This window comes from Burkholderia vietnamiensis LMG 10929, assembly GCF_000959445.1.
Taxonomy (GTDB): domain Bacteria; phylum Pseudomonadota; class Gammaproteobacteria; order Burkholderiales; family Burkholderiaceae; genus Burkholderia; species Burkholderia vietnamiensis.
The window spans coordinates 857,813-880,051 of sequence record NZ_CP009632.1 but is presented as its reverse complement, the minus strand read 5'-3'; the positions used below and the strand labels follow the sequence as shown (position 1 = coordinate 880,051).

General features: G+C 65.4%; 24 protein-coding genes. 10 read left to right on the top strand and 14 right to left on the bottom strand.

The features are described 5' to 3' along the window. The first annotated feature begins 11 nt into the window (after positions 1 to 11). Positions 12 to 446 (top strand): Hsp20/alpha crystallin family protein, encoded by a 435-nt coding sequence (locus AK36_RS28760; RefSeq protein WP_034193566.1) that lies wholly within the window; start codon positions 12 to 14, stop codon positions 444 to 446. Between the two features lie 128 nt (positions 447 to 574). On the opposite strand, the gene AK36_RS28755 is transcribed toward AK36_RS28760, so the two are convergent. After that, a complete protein-coding gene (locus AK36_RS28755; protein WP_014726045.1) occupies positions 575 to 1,240 on the bottom strand; it encodes a nitroreductase family protein in 666 nt (221 codons plus the stop codon). Between the two features lie 229 nt (positions 1,241 to 1,469). Here AK36_RS28755 and AK36_RS28750 point away from each other — a divergent pair, with 229 nt between their 5' ends. From AK36_RS28750 to AK36_RS28735, 4 genes are all read left to right on the top strand, one after another. Continuing rightward, positions 1,470 to 2,120, top strand: a complete 651-nt coding sequence (locus tag AK36_RS28750) for a BON domain-containing protein (protein WP_045579811.1) — start codon at positions 1,470 to 1,472, stop codon at positions 2,118 to 2,120. Between the two features lie 227 nt (positions 2,121 to 2,347). Continuing rightward, positions 2,348 to 3,025: a hypothetical protein gene (locus AK36_RS33550; RefSeq protein ID WP_131754557.1), complete on the top strand. Its 678-nt coding sequence runs from the start codon at positions 2,348 to 2,350 to the stop codon at positions 3,023 to 3,025. A gap of 299 nt (positions 3,026 to 3,324) precedes the next feature. Then, the gene (locus AK36_RS28740) at positions 3,325 to 3,717 is read left to right on the top strand and encodes a DUF4304 domain-containing protein (protein WP_045579809.1); all 393 of its coding nucleotides are present in this window, start codon (positions 3,325 to 3,327) and stop codon (positions 3,715 to 3,717) included. Positions 3,718 to 3,919: 202 nt separating this feature from the next. After that, the gene (locus tag AK36_RS28735) at positions 3,920 to 4,438 is read left to right on the top strand and encodes an Abi-alpha family protein (RefSeq protein WP_059862385.1); all 519 of its coding nucleotides are present in this window, start codon (positions 3,920 to 3,922) and stop codon (positions 4,436 to 4,438) included. A 146-nt stretch (positions 4,439 to 4,584) separates the two neighbouring features. Here AK36_RS28735 and AK36_RS28730 read toward each other — a convergent pair whose 3' ends face one another. Continuing rightward, the gene (locus AK36_RS28730) at positions 4,585 to 5,679 is read right to left on the bottom strand and encodes an IS5 family transposase (RefSeq protein ID WP_080938796.1); all 1,095 of its coding nucleotides are present in this window, start codon (positions 5,677 to 5,679) and stop codon (positions 4,585 to 4,587) included. Positions 5,680 to 5,876: 197 nt separating this feature from the next. On the opposite strand from AK36_RS28730, the gene AK36_RS28725 reads away from it, so the two are divergent. Both AK36_RS28725 and AK36_RS33545 read left to right on the top strand, forming a co-directional pair. After that, positions 5,877 to 6,122: an Abi-alpha family protein gene (locus tag AK36_RS28725; RefSeq protein ID WP_233426605.1), complete on the top strand. Its 246-nt coding sequence runs from the start codon at positions 5,877 to 5,879 to the stop codon at positions 6,120 to 6,122. Positions 6,123 to 6,207: 85 nt separating this feature from the next. After that, on the top strand, positions 6,208 to 7,011 hold the full coding sequence (locus AK36_RS33545; protein WP_131754556.1) for a hypothetical protein: 804 nt from the start codon (positions 6,208 to 6,210) through the stop codon (positions 7,009 to 7,011). A 412-nt stretch (positions 7,012 to 7,423) separates the two neighbouring features. Here the strand turns inward: AK36_RS33545 and AK36_RS28710 are convergent, their stop codons facing one another. The 4 genes from AK36_RS28710 to AK36_RS28695 are packed head-to-tail and all read right to left on the bottom strand — an operon-like array spanning position 7,424 to position 10,547. Next, positions 7,424 to 8,164: an SDR family oxidoreductase gene (locus tag AK36_RS28710; RefSeq protein WP_034193952.1), complete on the bottom strand. Its 741-nt coding sequence runs from the start codon at positions 8,162 to 8,164 to the stop codon at positions 7,424 to 7,426. Continuing rightward, positions 8,161 to 9,093, bottom strand: a complete 933-nt coding sequence (locus AK36_RS28705; RefSeq protein ID WP_034193951.1) for an SDR family oxidoreductase — start codon at positions 9,091 to 9,093, stop codon at positions 8,161 to 8,163. The genes AK36_RS28710 and AK36_RS28705 overlap by 4 nt, the downstream gene beginning before the upstream one ends. A 15-nt stretch (positions 9,094 to 9,108) precedes the next feature. Further along, positions 9,109 to 10,053, bottom strand: a complete 945-nt coding sequence (locus AK36_RS28700) for an NADP-dependent oxidoreductase (RefSeq protein ID WP_014726041.1) — start codon at positions 10,051 to 10,053, stop codon at positions 9,109 to 9,111. A gap of 47 nt (positions 10,054 to 10,100) precedes the next feature. Continuing rightward, entirely contained in the window at positions 10,101 to 10,547 is a 447-nt protein-coding gene (locus AK36_RS28695) for an ester cyclase (protein ID WP_045579804.1), read from the bottom strand. A gap of 112 nt (positions 10,548 to 10,659) precedes the next feature. On the opposite strand from AK36_RS28695, the gene AK36_RS28690 reads away from it, so the two are divergent. Next, on the top strand, positions 10,660 to 11,571 hold the full coding sequence (locus AK36_RS28690; protein ID WP_045579803.1) for a LysR family transcriptional regulator: 912 nt from the start codon (positions 10,660 to 10,662) through the stop codon (positions 11,569 to 11,571). A 140-nt stretch (positions 11,572 to 11,711) separates the two neighbouring features. Here AK36_RS28690 and AK36_RS28685 read toward each other — a convergent pair whose 3' ends face one another. From AK36_RS28685 to AK36_RS28660, 6 genes are all read right to left on the bottom strand, one after another. Continuing rightward, entirely contained in the window at positions 11,712 to 12,875 is a 1,164-nt protein-coding gene (locus AK36_RS28685) for a GGDEF domain-containing protein (protein WP_045579802.1), read from the bottom strand. 402 nt (positions 12,876 to 13,277) lie between these two features. Next, entirely contained in the window at positions 13,278 to 15,035 is a 1,758-nt protein-coding gene (locus tag AK36_RS28680; protein WP_045579801.1) for a SulP family inorganic anion transporter, read from the bottom strand. A gap of 201 nt (positions 15,036 to 15,236) precedes the next feature. Then, positions 15,237 to 15,458, bottom strand: a complete 222-nt coding sequence (locus AK36_RS28675; protein ID WP_045579800.1) for a hypothetical protein — start codon at positions 15,456 to 15,458, stop codon at positions 15,237 to 15,239. A 140-nt stretch (positions 15,459 to 15,598) separates the two neighbouring features. After that, positions 15,599 to 16,639, bottom strand: a complete 1,041-nt coding sequence (locus AK36_RS28670; protein WP_106919355.1) for an LOG family protein — start codon at positions 16,637 to 16,639, stop codon at positions 15,599 to 15,601. A 22-nt stretch (positions 16,640 to 16,661) separates the two neighbouring features. After that, positions 16,662 to 16,997, bottom strand: coding sequence for a c-type cytochrome (locus AK36_RS28665; protein ID WP_014726033.1), 336 nt, complete (start codon positions 16,995 to 16,997; stop codon positions 16,662 to 16,664). Between the two features lie 19 nt (positions 16,998 to 17,016). Continuing rightward, positions 17,017 to 18,018, bottom strand: a complete 1,002-nt coding sequence (locus tag AK36_RS28660) for an Acg family FMN-binding oxidoreductase (RefSeq protein ID WP_045579799.1) — start codon at positions 18,016 to 18,018, stop codon at positions 17,017 to 17,019. A gap of 176 nt (positions 18,019 to 18,194) precedes the next feature. Between AK36_RS28660 and AK36_RS28655 the strand changes: the two genes are divergently transcribed. Then, a complete protein-coding gene (locus AK36_RS28655) occupies positions 18,195 to 19,184 on the top strand; it encodes a zinc-dependent alcohol dehydrogenase family protein (RefSeq protein ID WP_045579798.1) in 990 nt (329 codons plus the stop codon). A gap of 125 nt (positions 19,185 to 19,309) precedes the next feature. Here the strand turns inward: AK36_RS28655 and fnr are convergent, their stop codons facing one another. Both fnr and AK36_RS28645 read right to left on the bottom strand, forming a co-directional pair. Continuing rightward, positions 19,310 to 20,083, bottom strand: coding sequence for a fumarate/nitrate reduction transcriptional regulator Fnr (gene fnr / locus AK36_RS28650; RefSeq protein ID WP_014726030.1), 774 nt, complete (start codon positions 20,081 to 20,083; stop codon positions 19,310 to 19,312). Positions 20,084 to 20,464: 381 nt separating this feature from the next. Further along, positions 20,465 to 21,112 carry a response regulator gene (locus AK36_RS28645; RefSeq protein ID WP_014726029.1) on the bottom strand — a complete coding sequence of 216 codons (648 nt, stop codon included), beginning with the start codon at positions 21,110 to 21,112 and terminating at the stop codon, positions 20,465 to 20,467. A 612-nt stretch (positions 21,113 to 21,724) separates the two neighbouring features. Between AK36_RS28645 and AK36_RS28640 the strand changes: the two genes are divergently transcribed. Next, on the top strand, positions 21,725 to 22,195 hold the full coding sequence (locus AK36_RS28640) for a universal stress protein (RefSeq protein ID WP_011880394.1): 471 nt from the start codon (positions 21,725 to 21,727) through the stop codon (positions 22,193 to 22,195). The last annotated feature ends 44 nt before the right edge of the window (positions 22,196 to 22,239 follow it).

The window sequence follows — 22,239 nt, the reverse complement described above, 5'->3', positions numbered from 1 at the left end:
AGTTACGAACCATGAGCAATATGACCCGTTACGATCCGTTTTCGATCGAGCCCGTTTCCGACCTGTTCCATGGGCTGTTCAGGCCGTTGCGCGGCATGACGCTTGCCGACCAGCCCGACCTCGCGTCGATGAAGATCGACGTCACCGAGAACGACGGCGCGTACACGGTCAAGGCGGAGTTGCCCGGCGTGGCGAAGGACGACATCGACGTCCAGGTGACCGGCAATACCGTCTCGATCAACGCGAAGGTCGAACGCAACAAAGAACAGAAGGACGGCGAGCGCGTGATCCGGCGCGAACGCTATAGCGGCGCGATCAGCCGTTCGTTCTCGCTGGCCGCGGACATCGACGACGCGAATGCGACGGCGACGTACCAGGATGGCGTGCTGTCGCTGACGCTGCCGAAGAAGGCGCCGGTCGGGCAGAAGAAGCTCACGATCAGCTGAGCGCAAGCGCGTGGCGGGCAAGCGCATCTGCGCATCGCCCGTCGCGAGCAACGAGAAACGATAAGCGGCGCACGGAGCGATCCGTGCGCCGTTTCGTTTCATTTTCGTTGCAGCGGCCGGCGCATGCGTCACCCGTGTGTCGCAGTGTTGCCGACGTGGAAGCCGACCGTCTGCGCGAGGATCGGCAACTCGTCCTCGTTCAGCCGCAGCGCGTCGGCGAGCGCACGGTGGTTGATCCAGCCGCGCACGACCGTCCCGAGGCCGGCCGACGCGCAATATAGCGACACATTCTGCGAGATGGCGCCGGCCGCGACTGCCGCGAACACGTCGCGTTGCTGCGGCGGCATGTCGAGTATCGCGGAAGTGCGTACGACATAGACGAGGTCGAGCGGCGCTCGGCCGACGAAGTCCTGATAGCCGGTCAGGTTGCGCGCATCGACCGCGTGCTTCAGCACGAGGCGGTGCGCGGGCACGTCGTAGCGATAGACGCCGTACGGCAGCGCGACGTACACGTCGATTTCATTGAACGCGTGCGCGGACGGCGCCGTGCGGCCGCCGCTCGCCGGACGGTTGATCCCGTTCGCGGCCCACAGCATCGTGCCGAGCGTCGCGGGCGGCAGCGGCGCGGCCGCGAATTCGCGGGAACTCATCCGGGTGGCGAGCGCCGCCATCAGCGGCACGTCGTTGTCGAGCATCGGGCTCGGCAGATCGACGATCTCCGGCGATTCCCCGTGCGCGGGGGCCGGCAGTGCAGCGGGCGCCGGCGAGTAGGCCAATCGTTGCGGTTCGGTCATGCGAGTCTCCTTCGGACGTGGGTGCGCGTGCCTGGAACGGCGCGCATCTTCGATTTCACGATACGGCGGCGGGGCGGCACCGCATTGACCTCCGTCAACCGACGCGCCGGCCCGGCGCACGACGCCGCGCGACGCATCCGTTGACCTGCGTCAGCGAGCCGCCGCCGCGCGTGTGCAAATCTGGCTGAGTGCGGCGAACAGGCGCGCCGCGGCTCACAGGAGAGCAACGATGAAAACCGACAAGCAGTTGAAGCAGGACGTCGAGGACGAGTTGGAGTCCGACCCGGCGATCGATGCGACGCGCATCGGCGTCGAGGTGGTCGACCGGGTCGTGACGCTTTCGGGGCATCCGCCGAGCTACGCGGAGAAGCTGGCGATCGAACGCGCGGCGAATCGCGTGGCCGGCGTGAAGGCGCTCGTCGTCGACATGACCGTGCACCTGCTGGACGACGACGTGCGCACCGACGAGGACATCGCGAAGGCGGTGCGGTCGGTGCTGCACTGGACGGTCGGGGTGCACGACGACGCGCTCAAGGTGCAGGTCGAGCGCGGCTGGATCACGCTGTCGGGCACGGTCGACTCGGCGTACCAGAGCCATCTGGCCGTGCGGGCGATCTCGCAGATGCGCAGCGTGACGGGCGTGACCGACCACATTGCGGTGCTGGGTGCGGTCGGCGCGGACGACATCAGCGGCAACATCAAGCGCGCGATCATGCGCCATGCGGAGCGTGAGGCGAAGCACATCACGATCGACGTGCACGACGGCACCGTGCGGCTGTCCGGCAAGGTCGGCTCGTTTTCCGAGCGCAAGGCCGTGCGCGGTGCTGCGTGGTCGGCGCGCGGCGTGCGTGCGGTGGTCGACGATCTGGTGGTCGAGTGACGGGCGTGCTGGTGAAAGGGGGCTCGAGGCGAGGGTACGTTACGTCAGGTGGGGGATGCTTCGGGGCGGGAGGCTTTCGCTGCGGAATATCCATCATCATCGAATCGCATTGGATGAATGGCTCTTGCGAGCCGATGGTTGCGGAAGACACGCTGAGCGCACGAGCGCGGGGCGGCAATCGGCACGCTGCGCGCGCACCGCGCCGATCGCCATGTCGGATCATGTGTATGAGGCTGGACTGGGCCAAACGGACAGCGGCGGATCGTCTGACTCGGTTCGGCCATGAAGGGACGTTCGACCGCGGTGCCGAAATCGTCGACAATTCGGCAATTGACCAAAAAGGCGGCGGATGTATGTTCGGACTCGGAGACGTTTTTGGCAGCAAACGGCGGAGGAGCTCAATCGATGAAAAGCGCTTGGCTTTCTACATGGGTTATGCATTCAGCCACGCGATTCATGTGCAGCACCTTCTCGTGCCCGGCGAGCTTACCGTCCCGTACGTCGTCTACTGGGATAACGAAACTCCCACACCGGTTCCGTATCCTGCAGCGACGCAACACGAAGCAATTGCTAACGCGCAGTCAGCCCGAGATCAAGCTAGCTCCGGCTCGGGATGGTCGTCTGGACGAGAGGGAAACGTCACTCAGAGCAACGGCGTAAAGATGGATGTTCTCGTGATCGAGGGATGGGTGCCAGGACTCGACGTACCGCTCGAAATGTTCGTGTACTACAGATCGGAGCCGTTCAGACTAATTCAAGGATTCTTGTGGAAAGCCCATGCGCAGGCGCGCAAAGATGGGCCATCCTTCATGGCGGAATTCAGACGCGGCATTCTGGCGCAACCGTTTGGCCAACAATGCATGGAATGCATTGACAACGCGGAGCTCGTCCAGTTCGTGAGTTGATAGTCGAACATACCGCCGTGTGACGCACGAAGCCTGACTCGCGCGAAGACACAGTCCGGCCCAGGCTGTGTAAAAACGGGTGCCAGGGCCGGCCAATGGTGAAGGCGCCCCGCCAGAATGCGATATATCGGCCTCGCGACACGTCGGGAAGGGTAAAGCGGCATCCGAAAAACGGGTAACTTCGAGTGTTGACACGGCCTCGGCCAGGAGCGGTCAGTCGACATCACCGCCCGAATTGCTGACAATTGAAGTTGCGGACAGGCGACAACCTAGCTGCCCCATCCTGAGGAGACAAGCCGATGAGTCGTAAGGAGATGGACAGCGCGTTGAAAGCGCGTTTTGTTCCTGCGCTTCGCCAGCGAGGGTTCAAAGGTTCTTTGCCTCATTTTCGACGACAACGAGATGGTCGGGTTGATCTGCTGACGGTGCAGTTCGATCGTCACGGAGGGGGCTTCGTCGTGGAGCTGGCTCAATGCGGGGTGGGGGGTATCACCACCCACTGGGGGAAATTCATCTCCGCCAGTATGGTCACGGCACACGTTCTACATCCTCGCCAGCGCCATAGACTCGGCGCGCTTGGGCCGAATAATGACCACTGGTTTCGATTCGACGACGGCAGTTCGCCGATGGCTGTCGCGGACACGCTATGCGCTCACCTCGACGAGGCTGAGCGGTGGTGGGCCAGCCGCTAACGGTGCCTTTGCGGCGGCCATGACTGTTCGGTCGCCCCCTGTCGAGGCCCGGGCAGCAATCTTCGGCCAATTTCGGCCGCTCGACAGCCTTGCGTGGATCATCGACAATCGATATAAGGCTTAGTCGTATACCGACATGCCTCCTTCCTATATTGCTTCACTAGGCGTAAATCTCGTCGATTCGATAACAAAGGGGCTAAGAATGGTTGACCCGGTATCAACCGCCAAAGGCGGTATTGAAGCAGTGGGCGCATTGATGAAAGTGGCAGGCGATACGCCGGAAGTAAAGGAAGCAGGAAAGAACCTCGGCCAAGCGGCAGTTACTCTGACGAAGACCATTAACAATGCGCTCTTGCCGCTGGCCGCGTTGAATTACGGCATTGAGAAAGCTCGAGCTTACTTTGCTGAACGCTTTCAGAGCGAAATGGCGGCGAAGGCGGCGTCGATTCCGACCGACGAGATGGTTGAGCCCAAAAGCTCGGTTGCCGGCCCCGCGCTGCAGGGTTTGGCGTTCACGCACGAAGAGCCGGATCTGAAGGCCATGTACCTGTCGTTGCTAGCGACCGCGATGGACAAGCGAGTCAGCCGAAGCGCGCATCCCGCGTTTGTAGAGATTATTAGGCAGATTGATGCTGCGGAGGTGCCCTTGCTGCGGCCAATTCTATTAAATCCAGGGCTACAGCCGATTGTCGAGATCCGACAATCACTAGCAGGCTGTTGAAAAGCGCCTCGTTTTGACGACCGGAACGCGGTTTAAAAGGGTTTCGTATGCGATTGGCTGCTGAGTTTCAGACGGATCGTGCCGGATGCCCCGCTGGTGAGCGGGTCGGCCGGCGCGTTGCCGCGCAACGGCAGCGCTTGGGCGGCTCATCGCGCCGCTCCTTGTGGCACCACTGCCAGTATTCGAGCCATTCGAGTCAGGTTGCTCGCCAGCATCGTCAGTTTGAAGTGCTGGTCGACCCGTTTGATGCCGCGATACGCAGTCTGTCGAATCCTGCCGACGGTCTTGCCCCAGCCGAAGTGCTCTTCGATGCGCTTGCGAATGACTTGGCTGATGCCATAGCCGGCGTGTCGCGAAGTGCGGCCGTCGATCGCGCTGCCGCCTTGATGCGTGTCGTTGCGCGCGACGTGTGGCGTCACTTTGCGAGCCCGGCAATCCCGGACAAAGTCGCGCATGTCGTAACCCTTGTCGGCGCCGAGCGTCTTGGCGTGACGACCCGGCACACAGTCGAGCAGGCGCAATGCACTTACACGTTCGCCGAAACCGTCAGCGTGGCTGACCACTGCGCCGACCACCAAGCCCGAGCGGTTCTCCATCAGGATGTGCCCCTGATAACAAAGGATGGCTCCGCTTTGCCGCCCCTTTCGGAACAGACGCGCATCCGGATCGGTACTCGATTCGTGCGTGTCGTTGCTGCGCCGCTTGCCTTTCCAGTCGGTGTCGGCATTGCGGCCACCGCCGGCCGGTGGATCGTCCGAACCGTCCTTGGGTCGGAAGCTCTTGTGGCTGGCCCACGCCTGGATCAGCGTGCCATCGACCGAGAAGTGTTCTCTAGACAGCAGCCCTTGCTTGTCGGCCAAGCTCATGACTTCGGTAAAGAACGCTTCGACCACTTCGTGCTCGAGCAAACGATCGCGGTTCTTCGAGAACACCGAGTGATCCCAGACGGCGTCTTCAATCGCCAGCCCGACGAACCAACGGAACAGCAAGTTGTAGCGCATTTGTTCCATCAGCATGCGCTCGCTACGCACCGAGTAAAACACTTGCAACAGCAGCGCACGCAGCAGTTTCTCGGGCGCAATCGATGCTCGACCGCTGTCTGCATAGATCGTGCTGAACAGCCCATTGAGTCGCTTCAGCGCTTGATTGACCAGCAGTCGAAGCGGCCTCAATGGGTGATCGGCCGGAACAAAATCTTCCAGCTTTACCGTCGTGAACAGCGGTTCTTGCATCTCGTCCATTCCGCGCATCGCTCTCGTCTGCCCAAGATCATGAACACGATATCTCTAACGCACCGCCCTCAGGGCTCGTTTACACCGTATCCAATTTCAACAGCCTGCTAGGTCCAACCGGGCAATTCCGTACCTTGCAGAGGCACTACGTCGCACTGTCCGATGTGCACACCAATGACGATGTGGAACTACCTGAGTTTCCCGCCATGATCGACAATTGGGTTCGGCTCGGTCTCATCGAGGTCAGCTATGATCGATACATAACGGAGGACCGATTCTATGCGTGGGTCGAAAATCGCAAGCTATATCAGGAGTTGAAAGCAACGCACGACAGAGAGGGCCAATCGGTCATTTATCAGAGGGGGTCGATGATTCGCACCGCCTTCGGTGTTCAATTCGCGCGTGCGGTTGGCATGTTTGACTTATCAACGCCAGCGCCAACCGCCGCCTGAAATAACCATCTGCTGGAGACGATTGCCACGCAGGCAATCCGTGTTCCTACTTTAATATCCAGTTGACCGACCATCTTACACGCAAATGAATAGCCAGCTAATTGTCGTCGCACCTGATGAAGTTGTAAAGGCCGCCGAAGAGGCAGAAGCTGCTGCCCGGCAGCCGAAGAAGGGCGTTGACTTTAACAACATCGCTGAAAATGCACTGGGGATTCTCTATGGCGCAACGGTAGTCAACCTGCTCGTTGGCGGGGCGGAGGCCCTGATCGCGTGGAGCAAGGCGCGGCAGAGCGGACTGAATATTACCCAGATCAGTCAGACTCAAGCTAGCGCCCTGACATTCCCACCCGGCCATCCTCGGGAGGGTGTTCTTTATGTGGCACACCCCGCATCAAAGGGTGTCTACTTCACTGTCGCCTCCTTTCATCGTCTCTCTTTTGAACATAAATTTTCGGAGGCGATTGACCTCCTAATGGCCTTAGGTGCCAGCGAAATCAGGGTCGAACACGTCAGGGGGTGGTCCCGAGAATTCGCAGCCAGCTTGTCTGTTCCAATACCGGAGTCAACGGTCGGATTTGATTTATCTGGAAAACAATCAAGCGTATCAGGCTTACTGTATGAAGCGAACCTTCGCGGAAGCACGCGCCCCCAATTGCCGGAATCGCTAGTTTGGTATCCGCACGAACCGACTTGGCAGTCTATTGCAAAAGGAAGGATCAACTTCGGATTGAAGGAGTTTTCGTTAGCCGTGAACTACGAAGACGACTTTGGGATCAACGCGGGCCTCAAATTGACCGCAGGCAAGTCTGGATTGGAATTAGGCGGCTCGTTTGAGGATCATCGAGCCACCACATGGAAAATCCACGGGAAATTCCTGTCCGAATCCTAGATGTGCAATATCGTCTTCGCGGTCATCGTCTTCACAGGCGTAGGGCCGCTTTCGGCAAATCCGAAGGACCGCTCCGGGTCGACAACGAAATATCGACGCAACAGCTCAACGAGCGGAACATGGACCAGAGGCAAACTCCCAGTTTCGGCCGCGGCGGCGCCCCCAAGCATTAAGTCACCCAACCGCCCAGAAACCCGAAGCTGCCCCACCATCGGCCATTCAATGCCGTAAAGCCTCACCCCTTGGCCGAATCAACCGACCGGTTCCCTGGTGCCGCTTAGGTCAAATCTCAGGAGAGCAGATCAAGTCGCACCTCCCGGATTCCATGAGATCCATGAGACGCCCGCCGCACGACGTATGCACGCAGCGGTCCCGACGGCGACACCATACATGCCATGCGTACGACCTTCGGTCACGCAAATCCACCATTAACCCGCACGATCTGCGAATTGATCCACGCTCCGTCCCGACCCACGAGGAACGAGACCGCATTGGCGATATCTACCGGTTGTCCAAGTCGTTCCAGCGGCGCCATTTTCGCGAGCATCGCCACCTGTTCTTCGGTTTTGCCGTCGAAAAACAGTTCGGTTGCGACGGGGCCAGGCGCGATCGCATTGACCGTGATGTTGCGTCCGCGTAGTTCGTTGGCGAGCACGTGGACCAGGCCTTCGACGGCCGCCTTCGAGGCGATATACGGCCCATAGCCCGGCGACGCCTTGGCGATTGCGCTGGTGGACAAGGCTACGATGCGCCCACCATCGCCCAACACCTCGGCGGCTTTGGCGAGTACCAGAAAGGTGCCACGCACGTTGATGGACATCATGCGATCGAACGCTGCCGCGTTGCCGGTCTCGATCTTCGCCATGCTCATTACGCCGGCATTGCTGACGACTGCATCGAGTCGGCCGAAGGCCTGTTGCGCCGCCGAGAACAGGCGCGCGACATCGTCCGCGTCGGACACGTCGCCCTGTACTGCAATGGCCGTGCCGCCGCGCGCCTTGATTGCCGCGACTGTCGCGTCGGCCTGAGCACGGTTGCCGGCATAACCTGCCGCGACGGCGAAGCCGTCGTCGGCGAGCCGCAGCGCGATCTCCTTGCCGATGCCGCGAGATGCGCCCGTCACGATAGCGGCGCGATCGGGTTGCGTCCTCATGCTTTCATCTCCTCGCGTGTTGCGACGGGCGGCGGCAAGATCAGGTCTTCCAGGCCCATCCTGCGCAAAAACGCGACCTGCTTCTCGTGATGAACCGCATCGATTGCTTCGGTACCCTTGCGCTGGCCATCGACGGTTACGCGCAATGGCCGCTGGCCGTGCGGCATCGCCAATACATCGAGCGCCGCCGTACCGACCGCCGATACATCGAGCGCGCCGCCGTTCCCCGCATCGATGGAAGCGAGCTTCTCGCCGAGACCCGCGATTCGCTGTGCCAGCGGGCCGTATTGCCGCTCGATGGTGGAATACGCAGGCGAACCCGCATCGGAGAAATGTTCGGTGCCTGAAGTAAAGGCGCCGGGGACGAGGATCACGCTGTCGATGCCCGACGGCCGCACTTCCATCGCCATGATCTCGGCGAGAGCATCGCCCGCCGCCTTGCTCGCGGTATACGGCCCGAGGAACGGCTCGTGCAGGCGCGACGTGGTGCTGCCCACGTACATCAACAGACCGCGGCCTTGCCGACGCATCGCGGGCAGCGCCGCGCGATTCACTCGCAGCCACGACAGCGCGTTGGTATCGATGATCTGCGCGGCCTGTTCCACCGAGAATGCTTCCGTCAGGCCCACCATCAACATGCCGGCGTTGTTCACGACCACGTCGATGCGTCCCTGCTGCGCGAGGATGAAATCGACGGCGGCACGGCAGGCCGTCTCCGACAGCACGTCCAGTTCGAGCACGTCGAGCGCGAGCGATTCCCGTCGTGCGAGCTGCTGCAGCGCGTCGCTGCGTTCGCGATCTTTCTCTTGCGGATCGCGCATGCTCGCATAGACCCTATGTCCTCCGCGTGCAAGCGAGAGCGCGATCGCCCGTCCGATGCCGGAGCCTGCGCCCGTTACCAGCACCACCTGATTCGTTTCGTATGTCATCGTCCGGCTCCTCGATCAGATGCGCGTGCGGATAAGCACCTTGCCGCGCGTATGACCCGTCGCGAGCTTCTCGAGCGCGGCGCGCGTGTCTTCCAGCGGGAAGATCGAATCGATGACGATCTGCAACTGCCCCGCCCGGAACTGCCTGACCGCTTCGGGAAGCGAAGGCGTCGCGCTTCTGAAGAACACCGCCTCACCGATACGCCCGTTTCGCGACTCGATGCCGAACTCCACCAGCGTCGCGATGCGGCCGCCCTCGCGCAACACCGCCCACGACTTCTCCAGCGTCTCGCCGCCGATCGGGTCGAGCACCAGATCGATATTGCGCATCTGTACAAAGTCCTGCGTGCGGTAGTCGATCACTTCGTCCGCGCCGAGGCTCTTCACCAGTTCGATATTGCCTGCCGATGCCGTGGCAATCACATACGCGCCCGCCAGGTGCGCCTGCTGCACGGCCATGCTGCCGACGCCACCGGCTGCCGCATGGATCAGCACGCGCTGTCCCCGTTGCAGGCGCCCTGAATCGAACAGCGCCTGACGCGCTGTGCCGAATGTGGTCGGCAGCGACGCCGCCTGCTCAAAACTCATTCCGGCAGGAATCGCGCACAGCTCGGCGGCCGCGATCACCAGCTGCTGCGCGAATGCGCCGCCCGCACTCGGCGCGCTGCGGCCGAATACGCGGTCACCCGGCTGCAGATGCGTGACATGCTCGCCGATCGCCTCGACCATGCCGCTGAAATCGGTGCCCGGCGTGTAGGGAAGGGCGACGGGGAAAACCTGCTGCATGTAGCCTGCGACGATCTTCAGGTCCAGCGGATTTGCGGCCGCCGCTTCGATGCGGACGATGGCCTCATCGGGCCGCATGTCCCGCAGTGCGGTCTCGCCGATGCTGACGACATCGGGATGGCCGAAGGTGGTGATGACTGCTGCTTTCATGGTTTGCTTGAGGGCGATGCTCACGGGTCCCGTCCAGGTTTCAGAGGTTCGAGATTTCGGAACGAGGCAGCTCAGGCTTGCGTCGGAAACTGGCCGAGTTGAAGGAACAGGCCGAACCAGTCCTCCATGTGCCACGTGGTGGTTACGCGCTGACCGTCCAGCGCGTGGAATTCGTGCAGGCGGAAGCGGACCTGCTTGCCGGTCGGGGCGATTCCGAACAGTTCGCCGCGATGCGTGCCGGTAATTTCGGCGCGCACCGCGATCTGCCCCGGCACCTGAACGATGTCGTGAATGACGATGCGCACGTCGGGGAAGGCCTGCGCAAAACTGCGGATGATCGGCTTGATGCCGTCCGGTCCAGGACCCTGGCCCGGCGCAAGCGGAATATCTTCCCAGTCAGGGGCGAGCACCGTGTCGACAAGGTCGGGGTCGTTGTCGCTGAACGCGCGGTACAGCGTTTCCACGGCCACGCGTTCGATGCGCAGGCGCTCGGAGAGTTGGGAGTCGATGGCGGTCATGGTTTTGCTCTCGTGGTGGCGTCGTCGTGACGTTGCGGTTGGAGGTGACGAGAGTGTGCGCCGCCGGTAGAATCCATCCAACAAATAACCGATATAAATGATTATTTGATTTATGGATTTTCATGGCATCGATCTGAATCTGCTGGCCGCCTTCGACGTCTTGATGAGCGAGCGCAACGTCACCCGGGCGGCGGCACTGGTCGGCGTGAGTCAGCCGGCGATGAGCGCGGCACTGTCCCGGCTGCGTATCCTGCTCGGCGATCCGCTGTTTCTGCGCAGCGCGGATGGCCTGCTGCCCACGCCGCGCGCGCGCGAGCTGGCCGAGCCCATTTCGCAGGCGCTACGGCAGATCGAAGCGACCCTGGTGAAGCAGCCGGAGTTCGTGCCGGGCAAGGCGGCGCTCGCGTTCAACCTGGGGTTGTCGGACTACCCGGCGTTCGTGCTTCTGCCCGCGCTGCTGGAAGCGCTCGGCGAGCAGGCGCCCGGCATCGCGATCAACGTGCATGCGTTCAACGACCGCGACGATGCGGTGGACATGCTCGATGCAGGCGAGATCGATGCGGCCATCGGCGTACCGCCTACGCAGCCGGTTGGCCGAATCCTCACTCGTCCGATTCTGCGCGACGAGTTCGTGACGATCGTCGCGAGTCATCATCCGGCGGCGCGGCGCGGAATGAGCATGAAGTCTTATCTGTCGCTGCCGCATGCGCTGGTGTCGCCGGAAGGGCAACGGCACGGGCTGGTGGACGAGGCGCTGGCGCAACAGGGCATGCAGCGCACGCTCGCGCTGACGCTACCGCAGATGTTCGCCGTGCCGGCGGTCGTCGCGCGCACGACGATGACCGCGACGGTCCTGAAACGGGTCGCGCTCAATTCGCCCGCAGGCGGCAAGCTGGTGTTGTTTCCGCCGCCTATGCCGCTGCCGGATATCGTCTTTCACGTGATGTGGCATCGGCGTAGCGAAGGCAATCCGGCGCAGCAATGGTTGAGAGCGCTCATCGAGTCGGTGGCGCAAGCGCTATGAAGCGGTATGGCGAAAGCGAGCGGGAACAAGCCCTCGTGAACGCCGCTGACCTTCACTCTTGGGCCATACGAAGCCAATCGGGCTCGTCAGTGCACCGCCGCGATCACACCGAGGTGGATCGGCTTTGACGTGCCAGTAGTTCAATGCGTTTCGAGGTCGCGCTCGTCGACCTCGGACGCCGTCACGACTCGATTGCGCCCTGTCGCCTTCGCCATGTAAAGCGCCGCGTCGGCCCGCGCCAGGGCGCCCGCCAGCGTATCGCCGGGCGTGACGCATTCGACCCCCGCGCTGAACGTGCAGCGCACGCCTTCGTTTGGCGATCGTTCGACCGCAAGCCGCAGTTCGTTCGTCAACGCCGCTGCGTCGGTCATGCCCGCGTCCACGAACACGATCGCGAACTCCTCTCCACCCAGACGCCCGAAAAGGTCGCACGACCGCAGGCGTGCGGACACAACCGACGTGACATGTCTGAGGATTCGGTCGCCGACCGCATGGCCAAAGCCGTCGTTGACGGCCTTGAACTTGTCGATGTCCAGAATGGCGATCGACAGCGGTTTGCCCTTTTCCCGCGCTTCGCGAAGCAGGACGCTCGCCCTCGCCATGAACGCACGCCGCATGAGTACGCCCGTCAGTTCGTCGATACTCGCGAACTGTTCCATCTTTCGGACGAGCCGATCGTGCGCGAGCATCACCATGCCGGTCGACATGCACGGCAACGTGACGATCGCAAGCCCGAGAAACAGGACATTCCAGGGCGACGGTTGCGGAAAGGCCATGTGCGGCATGCCGAAGGCGGCCGCGACGGCTCGCGTGACGTGGAACAACGCACCCAGATAAGCGGCGGCGGCGACGAAGCGATAGGGGTAGCGCGCTCCATCACGCGGCGCGTGACGCAGCGCCAACGTACCCACGGCGATCCGTGCATAGGCGAGGAGGCTCGATGTGAGCGCGACCTTCGCGTCGATGTTCGGCGACACGCACGTGAAGTACACCAACGCAACGCAGACGATGGCGAACGCCGCCGACTCTACGTGCCACGCCGGATCCTTACCGAAAAACTGACGCATCCCCTGCACGAGCAGCAGCACCGCCACAAGCGTGATGAGCGCAGCGCCGAGGGTCACGATCTGTCCTGGCTGAGCGCCTGCGATGAACACCCACGACGATGCAGCGGTAAGCAGCGCGTGAGCCACGCACCAGCGGCCTATGCCCGGCACCGCAGTCCGGAGCAGCGAACCAAGGACGGCGACGCTCATCAGGCAAGACAGGATCACGATACCTATCAGAGCGAGCGGGGTGAGCATGAGATCGGGGTAGGTGACAAGAGAAGGACGCAGCAGGATAAACGAGACGGCACTCGACGAATGAAAGTCATACGAAAACGAATCGACTCGATGGCACCGCTGCGGCGGCGAGTGCGCATCGTATCGCATGTGCGGGTCTGGAAAGTATGCATGGATCATGCGCGGGCATTGCCATCGCTGGAGTGGCGTTCCCTGTCCGAGGCAGAATCAGGCATCGCGCGATCCGGTTTTTAGCAGCCTTCGAGTGATCGCTTGCGCTCGAGTCGAACGGCGGCGCCGGGTCGATCGCGGCCCGTGACGAAGTGACGACCAGGCAATCCCGGACCCGATCTCCCGCTGACCGAGCGATCGAGTCTTGCGTTACGTACATCATGCTCGACGCAGCCGACACCTCCAGCACCCCTAACGCGCCTTCCGCGCCGCCCGCTTGCGCATCGCGCGTTTCTTCTTGCACGCGCGCGCATGCCCCTCTGTTCGCTGAACGTGCCGGGCAACCGCATCGGTGACGGTCGGAAAGAAGCTCGCGGTGCCGAACACGTCGAACAGCCCGTAAGCGCGCAGCCGATCCTTCACCGGCCCCTTCATCTCCGCGAAATCGAGTTCGATGCGTTGCTCCGCCAGTTCGGCGTGCAGCGCGACGAGGCGGTCGGCGGCGCTCACGTCGATGTCGGTAACCGGCTCGGCGGCCACCACGATGCGCGTGACCGGGCTCGCCGAGCGCGCGATCGCGGCGTGCAGGTGTTCGCAGAAGATCTCGACGTTCGCGTAGAACAGCGGCGCATCCCAGCGGAACAGCACGAGCCCCGGCGTCTGCGCCGCGTCGGGATGCCGGCCGACGTCGTGATAGCCGCGCACACCGGTCAGTCGCCCGAGCACCGCATCGTACGGGTGCCACGCGCGCCACACGAACGACAGCAGCGACAGCCCGCTCGCGAGCAGAATGCCCGGCACGACGCCGATCGCGATCACGCCGGCAAAGCACAGCACCGAGATCAGACATTCGCCGCGGCGCATCCGGTACAGCCGCACGACGCTGCGGAAGTCGGCGATCCCGCATGCCGCGTAGATCACCACGGCGGCCAGCGCGGTGCGCGGCACGTACGTGAGCAGCGTCGGCGCGGCGAGCAGCAGGATCGCGATGCACGCCGCCGCGACGACGTTCGTCAGCTGGCTTTGCGCGCCCGCGGCGATCGCGACCGGCGTGCGCGACGCGCTGCTGCTGACTGCGCAACCCTGCGTCACGCCGGCCAGCAGGTTGGCCGCGCCGAGCGCGATCAGCTCCTGGTTTCGGTCCGGCGTGTCGCCCGCGCGGGCGGACAGCGCACGCGACAGCATGCTGATGTCGGCGAACGACACCAGCGCGACGGCGAACGCGCCGGACGCCAGTGCGCCGAGGTCGGCGAGCGACACGGCCGGAAGGCGCGGCGCGGGAATGCCGCCCGGCAGCGCGCCGATCGTCGCGACGCCGGGCAGCGGCCACAGCCGCGTCGCGACCGTCGCGCCGATCACGGCGAGCAGCACGCCGGGCCAGCGCGGCAGCGCGCGCTTCATCAGGAAAATGGCCGCCAGCACACCGGCGCCGAGCAGCCCCGCCGCGACGGAAAACCGGCCATCGACGAGCGCATGCGCGATGTGCTGCACGCCGGCGAACACGTCGTCGCCCGACGTTTGCATGCCGAGCAGCTCCGGCAATCGGCCGATCGCGAGCGCGACGGCGATGCCGTTCAGGTAGCCGTACTGGATCGGGCGCGACAGCAGATCGGTGACGAAGCCGAGACCGAGCGCACCGAGCAGGATGCAGATCGTCCCAGCCGACAGCGCCAGCGCGCCGGCCAGCGCGATCGCGCGCTGCGGATCGTGAGCGGCGAGCGGCGTGATCGCGCTGGCGATCAGCGCGGCCAGCGCGGAATCCGGCCCCAGCACGAGGATGCGGCTCGGGCCGAACAATGCATACGCGAGCAGCGCGGCGATCGACGCGTAGAGCCCGGTGATGGCGGGCAGGCCGGCCGCCTGCGCGTAGCTCATGCCGACCGGCAGCAGCACGGCCGACAGCGCGAGGCCCGCGTACAGGTCGCGCGACAGCCACGCACGCTGGTAGTGGGTAAGCAGTGCGAGGCCGGGGAGCATGCGCACGACGCGCGCGGACCAGGGCCGGTTCATCGCGGTTTGGACGGGCGGGAATGGGCGTGCAATGGGATACGTGCTCCGACGGTCCGTCACATCAGCGCGACGCGGCCCGCGCCGCGCAGCGGAGCCGGCGCCAGCTTCCGCGCGCAGGTCGACGCGTGCGCGCACGCACGTGGCGCGCGGCGCCATCGCGCGGGTCGTGGAGGCCGCGGCGCGGCAGCGTGAAGCGCGGCATCACGTCGCCTCGAGCACTGACCGCCGCAGCGCCTGCGCGAACCGCGCCAGCGTCGCGATCGAACCCGTCACGCTTTCGTAGCGCTCGCGCCCGATCTGTCCGTCAAGGGTCACGAGCATGCCGGCGTCGCGCGCGAGCGCGACGAGCGCGGCCGTGTCGAGCGCAGCCGCGCGCGTGTCGGCCTGCATCGCAGAATCGGAACGATAGTCGGCGTATGACATGGCGTCTCTCCTGGTTGCCGTGCGAGCGGGGTGCCGGGCGGCCGGTATCCTTGAATTCAGTATCGGCGCCGCGCGTGCGCGATTCAATCAGCGCGCCCCGAAGTGGCGGTAGGAATCGTGCCCGGCGCGTCGGCCGATTCCTACACGGCCCGCGGCTTCGGCGCAGCCCTGCGCCGCACCGCGCGTGTCGGCCTGCGCTGCGCGTACCAGCTGCCGATCGCATGCCAGATCTCGGGCGCAGTCTCGCAGTAGGTGAACAGCTCGAGATCGCGGCGATCGATCATGCCTTCGTCGGCGAGGAACGGCAAATCGACCGCGCGACGCCAGTACGCCTCGCCGACGAGAATCACCGGCAGCGGCGCGATCTTGCGCGTCTGCAGCAGCGTGAGCACCTCGAACAGCTCGTCGAACGTGCCGTAGCCGCCCGGGAAGAACACCGCGGCCTTCGCACGCTCGAGCAGGTGCAGCTTGCGGATCGCGAAATAGTGGAAGCTGAAGCAGAGCGACGGCGTGATGTACGGATTCGGCCGCTGCTCGCGCGGCAGCTCGATATTGAAGCCGATGCTCGGCGCGCCGCGCTCGTAGGCACCGCGATTGGCAGCTTCCATGATGCCGGGGCCGCCGCCGGTGACGACCGCGAGCCGCGCGCTGCGCGCGCACCGGTCCGCATGGGCGACGATGCGTCCGAACTCGCGGGCGACGCGGTAGTACGCGCTGTGTTCGACGAGCCGGCTGGCGGCCGTCACCGCGCGGCGCCGGACGGCGTCGTGCGGCCGCGCCGCGAGCAGCCGGTTGGCCTCGTCGAGCCGCGCGTTCGCGACCGACGGCGCGACGATGCGCGTGCTGCCGTAGATCACGACCGCATGGCCGATGCGCTCCATCTGCAGCCGCTCCTCGGCCTTCCAGTAGTCGAATTGCAGCCGGATGCCGCGCATGCCGGCGCCCTGCAGCAGCGTCGCGTCTTCGTCCACGGGCGTACGCGCCGCGCGCTTCGTGATGCGCCGGACCTGGCGCGCGATGCCGAGCCGATCGTCGTGGCCGACCAGCGCGCCGGGGCGCCGGCATGCGCGTTTGCCGCGCGCCTTCGCGGCAGGCCGGTCGCGCGGCGTGCGGCGCGCGGTCTTGCTCTGCACGGCAGCGGCGGACCCGCGTTTGAGCGGGGGTTTGACTACGGTCGACATGAGCGGAAGGGCAATGCGAAGGTCACTGGCTCAGCACCCATTGCACGAGCCGATGCGCGTCGTCCGCGGACAACGGGCCGCCGCGATCGATCGCCGACGGCATCGGCGTGTCGCCCCAATGCGCGCGGCCGCCGACGCGCAGCTTGCGTTCGAGTTCGGCGGCGGCGTGCGGATCGTCGCGGTAGCGCTCGGCGATCGCGTGGAACGACGGCCCGAGGAACGCCATGTCGCCCGTGTGGCAGAACATGCAGTGCTGCGCTTCGACCAGCTCGGTCGGCTCGGGCACGGCCGTCTGCGCGGCGGCCAGGCCGGCCGTCGCGGCGAACACGCACAACGCTGCGCTACGCAGGAGTTTCATCTGGTGGTCCTTGCAGGAATCAGGAGATCACTTCGTCGAGCGGGCGGCGCGGTGAACGCGGCGCCTGCGGGCCGCGCCCGACGCGCAGCAGCAACTGCGGCTCGCCGTGCAGCCCCAGCACGTGGCACAGGTGCGCGCGCAAAGCGGGCGTCTCGATCGGCTGGTTCAGGTACGACGCCGTGTAGCCGGCGCGCGTCGCGACCAGCAGGATCCGCTCGAGCGCCTGTCCCGCGGCGAGCCACGCGTCGCGGTCGTCGCGCGCGGTCGCGATGCAGACGATCAACGGCGACGCGTCGACGAGCTGGTGATGCAGCGCGGCGAGGCCGTTGCCGATATCGAAGGTCCGCACCGCCATCGTGACGACCGGCGCGGCGAAGTCGAGCAAGGTCGGCACGCCCGCGGCAAAAGCCGGCATCCCGTCGGTATGCCGGCGCGGATCGATCCAGCTCGCCAGCTCGCGGCGAAAGCGCGGATCGGCGAACTGCTGACGATCGGCTTCGGCGACCAGCTCGGCCACTCGGGCGCGATTCGCGAGCGCATCGATGCACGCGACCTCGGCGCCTTCCGCGACGCCGGCCGTGATCAGCGCTTGCTGCAGATCGTCGGGCACTGCGCTCGATTCGAACGGTGCACGCGTCGTCACGCGCTCGGGGATCGCATCGAACAGCGCGCCGAGCGCGGCGTCCGAATAGCCGTCGTCGCAGACGCGCACGAGCGCCAGCAGATCGGGATCGACTTCCGACGGAAACGTCGTGATCGTGTGCGCGAGGCCGGCGTGGTCGAGCGCGACGCGCAGATTGAGCAGCGCCGCGCCGCAACTGATGATCAGCTCGCGGTCGAACGGATCGACCACCGGCAACGCACGCATGCGATCGGCGCACACCGAGATCGTCGCGCCGTTGACGACGAAGCGCCACGGCTGCGAGTTGTGGCTCGACGGGGCCAGCACTGCATAGGCCAGCAGCGCCTTCAGCTGGTCTTCGGGATGGGCGCTCGCGGCAAGGGGGGGAACGGATATCATTCGGTCATCTCCAACGCGTCGCTCGGGCGGCGTCACGCCACTTCATCGTGTCAGGAACGGCCGGGTGCCCGTTGACCCACGTCAAGCGCGCGTCACCACGCCGTGCAGACCGGCTGCGCTGCGATTAGCGTTGCAACACGAAGCGCGCGAAAGCGATTCGCGCGAAGGAGAAAAGCATGCTTGCGATGATGTTCGACGGCACGACGCCCACGCTGCGCGAGGCGCGCGTGCCCGACCCGGTGCCCGCAGCCGGCCAGTTGCTGATCGACGTCCATGCGTGCGGCGTATGCCGGACCGATCTGCATGTGGTCGACGGCGAGCTCGCGCATCCGAAGCGGCCGCTGATTCCCGGGCACGAGATCGTCGGCACGGTGCGCGCGCTGGGCGCGGGCGTCACGGGCTTCGCCGTCGGCGATCGCGTGGGCGTGCCCTGGCTCGGCGCGACGTGCGGACACTGCGCGTATTGCGCGTCCGGCCGCGAAAACCTGTGCGACAGCCCCGGCTTCACCGGCTATACGATCGACGGCGGCTATGCGGAACGCACCGTGGCCGACCATCGCTATTGCGTGCATCTGCCGCGGCGCTATTCCGACCTCGAAGCCGCGCCGCTGCTCTGCGCCGGGCTGATCGGCTACCGCACGCTGCGCATGGCCGGCAACGCGCAGCGCATCGGCATCTACGGCTTCGGGGCGGCCGCCCATCTGGTCGCGCAGGTCGCGTTTTTCGAAGGACGCAAGGTGTTCGCGTTGACGCGCCCCGGCGATGCCGCAGCGCAGCAGCTCGCGCTGTCGCTCGGCGCGGTGTGGGCCGGCGGCAGCGACGAAATGCCGCCCGAGCCGCTCGATGCCGCGCTGATCTTCGCGCCGGTCGGCGCGCTGGTGCCGGCAGCACTGCGCGCGGTGGACAAGGGCGGGATCGTCGTGTGCGGCGGCATTCACATGAGCGACATCCCCAGCTTTCCGTACGCGTGGCTGTGGGGCGAGCGCCGGATCGCGTCGGTGGCGAACCTCACGCGTGCGGATGCGGTGGAATTCATGCGGCTCGCCGACGCGATGCCGCTGCGCGTCGAGGCCGTGCGCTATGCATTGACCGATGCGAACCGCGCGCTCGACGATCTGCGCGCCGGCCGCGTGTCGGGCGCGGCCGTGCTCGGGATGGGCGGGTGAGCGGTTGAGTGGCCGAATGGGCTGAGTGGGCCGATTGGTTGAACGGCGCCGCGCGCGCCGTTTCGGTCCGCTCCGAGTGGTTCGGCGCCGTTGGGATCCTCGTGGATCCGTTTGGCGCCGCGCGCTCAGATTTGCCCGAGGCCTTCCGAATCGACGATCCGGATCTGCTTGCCTTGCGCGGCGACGAGCCCCTTGTGCTGGAACTTCGACAGCATGCGGCTGACGGTCTCGAGCTTCATCCCGAGATATTCGCCGATCTCGTCGCGCGTCATCCGCAGCACGAATTCGGCGGCCGAGTAGCCGCGCGCCTTGAAGCGGGCCGACAGGTTCAGCAGGAACGCGGCCACGCGCTGTTCGGCGCTCATCGTGCCGAGCAGCAGCATCTGCGACGATTCGCGGACGATTTCGCCGCTCATCATCTGGTACAGGTGGTGCTGCATCGGCCGGACTTCGCGGCACATCTGCTCGAGCTGGCCGAACGGGATGATGCAGACCGTGCTGTCTTCGAGCGCGATCGCGTCGCCGTTGTGCTGCCCCGCGTGTAGGCCGTCGAGCCCCAGCGATTCGCCGACGATCTGGAAGCCGGTGATCTGCTCGTCGCCGTCGCGATGCATGACGATCGTCTTGAACGACCCGGTTCTCACCGCATAGATGCTGTTGAACGCGTCGCCGGCGCGGAACAGCGTCTCGCCGCGCTTGACGTTGCGCGTCGTGCAGATCATCGCGTCGATGCGTGCGAATTCTTCGGTCGACAGGTCGGCCGGCATGCATACGGTGCGCAATGCGCACGACGAGCAGCGGGACGTGGCGCGCTTCGGCTGGTCGGCAGGCTCGACGCGGTGCAGCGGGATGAACGGGCGGGACGGCAGGTTCGTCGCAACATTCGCAATGGTTTGCATGATCGGCTCCAGTTGGGGGCAGCGTCGGCCCGCCATCGGGCGGACTCGCGCTGACCGTTGTACCGGCGGCCTTGGTTTCTGCCGCCTTCCTGTGGGGACGCCTCGCTGACGCGTCCGGCGCGCCGGGAGACCGCTACGCCGGTCTCCTCGATGCCGCCCATGCTCCGCGAGGCACGTTCGGTGTTTTTGTTGAAATGGAGTATGGATGTTGCGCGACGTCAAGGAAATCAGCCGGAATTGAAGTTGCGGTAGGCGAGATGGAAGCCTTGTAGGGCGTTTCCTACACGCGCGCGGCGCGTTGCCGCGCGGGTCGCCGCCGCGGCGTCGGGAGCCGCGCCGTCGCGGAAGGCGCGCGCCGGCGCGGGCGGCCGGCGCCGCCCGTCAGAGTTCGTCGGGGTCGTCGAACAGCTTGTGGCGCATCGCATAGCGCACGAGCGCCGTGTCGTTCGCCATCTGCATCTTCTCGAGGATCCGCATCTTGTAGGTGCTGACCGTCTTCACGCTGACGTTGAGCGCGTGCGCGATTTCGGAAATCGACTCGCCGGTCGTCACGCGCCGGAACACGTCGAATTCGCGGTCCGACAGGCGCTGGTGCGGCAGCAGATCGGTCGGCTCGTTCAGGCTCTGCGCGAACTGCTCGGCCATCGTCAGGCTCACGTAGACGCCGCCGGCCGCGATCTTGGTCAGCGCCGCGACCAGTTCGGCGCTCGCGCTTTCCTTCGTCATGTAGCCGGCCGCGCCCGCGCGGAACGCGCGCACCGCGTATTGCTGCTCCGCGTGCATCGTCAGCACCAGGATATGCAGCGCCGGCTTCTCGTCCTTGATCTGCTTGATGAGTTCGACGCCGTTGCGGCCGGGCATCGACAGGTCGAGCACGAGCACGTCCGCGTCGCGGTCGCGCACCAGCGCGATCGTCGACGCGCTGTCCCGCGCTTCGCCGACCACCTCGAAGTCGCTGGCGTTCTTCAGGATGTGCCGCAGGCCGTCCCTGACGAGGGCGTGGTCGTCGGCGATGAGTACCGTGATCATGTCGGCGCGTCCTCCTGCCGGATATCGTTTGCGGCCGGCGCCGCCGGGCGCGTTCGCGCCGTGCGCGGCAGCCGCCGCATTGACCGGGCGTCGGGCGCATCGCCCGGCTGCGAAGTGCCGATGTGGACAATTTCGCGCCGTCCATCCGAAGCGAGACTCACGAACCGGCGGCGTGATGCGGCCCCGGATCGCGGCCCGACGGGCGGTAACACGGAAGCACGCGTGCCGCCTCCCGATACGGCAGCGGCGAGGCGGCACGTGCTTGGAAGATGGCGCGCTGCGAGCGTCCGCGGCGCGGCCGTCGCGGCACGTCGGGCGGGCCGGGCACCGGGCATAACCGGTCCGGCCCTGAAGGCGCGGGGATTCACTGTCATTGCCGTTCATCCTGACGGAGCGGGTCGTCGGCGGGCTGGCGGCGCGTGGCACGATACGCGCCACCGTCCGGAACTGCGATGTCGTCGGAATTATGCGCGTCACGGTGACGTTCGCCAATCGGGACCGACGGATACGGGCGCCGCCGTATCTGCTTGACCGGCGTCAATCGCTCGCCGCCGGCCGCGATCAGACTGGCTTCACGAATCCATCGAACCCGCATGACGGCAGGGAGGCACCATGTATCGAAGAATTTTCGCGGCGCTCGACGGCAGCCGCGGCTCGCGGCTCGCGCTCGACGAGGCGATTTCGCTCGCGCGCGAGTCGGGCGGCCTCGTCATCGCGATGTGCGTGGTGTCGGATGCGCCGCGGCTGACCGACGTCGACAGCGGCTATGTCGAGCAGCGCGACCCGGCCGGGCTGGATGCGGACAAGGCCGCCATCGCGGTCGCGGACGCCGAAACGGCGTTTCAGCTGTCCGGCGTGCGCGGCATCGCGCAAACGGTCGAAGCGAACGGCCAGGACATCTCGGACGTGTTGGCGCGCGCGGCCGCCGAATGCGATGCGGATCTGATCGTGATGGGCACGCACGGCCGTCGCGGCGTGCGTCGGGCGGTGCTCGGCAGCGTCGCGGAAGCATTGCTGCGCGACGCGGACCGGCCGGTGCTGGTGGTACGGGAAGGGCCGGGTGCGGGCGCCGGCATGCTGTGACGGCGACGTTTCGTCAAAGGAGAGACGGGCGGCCAGCAGACGGC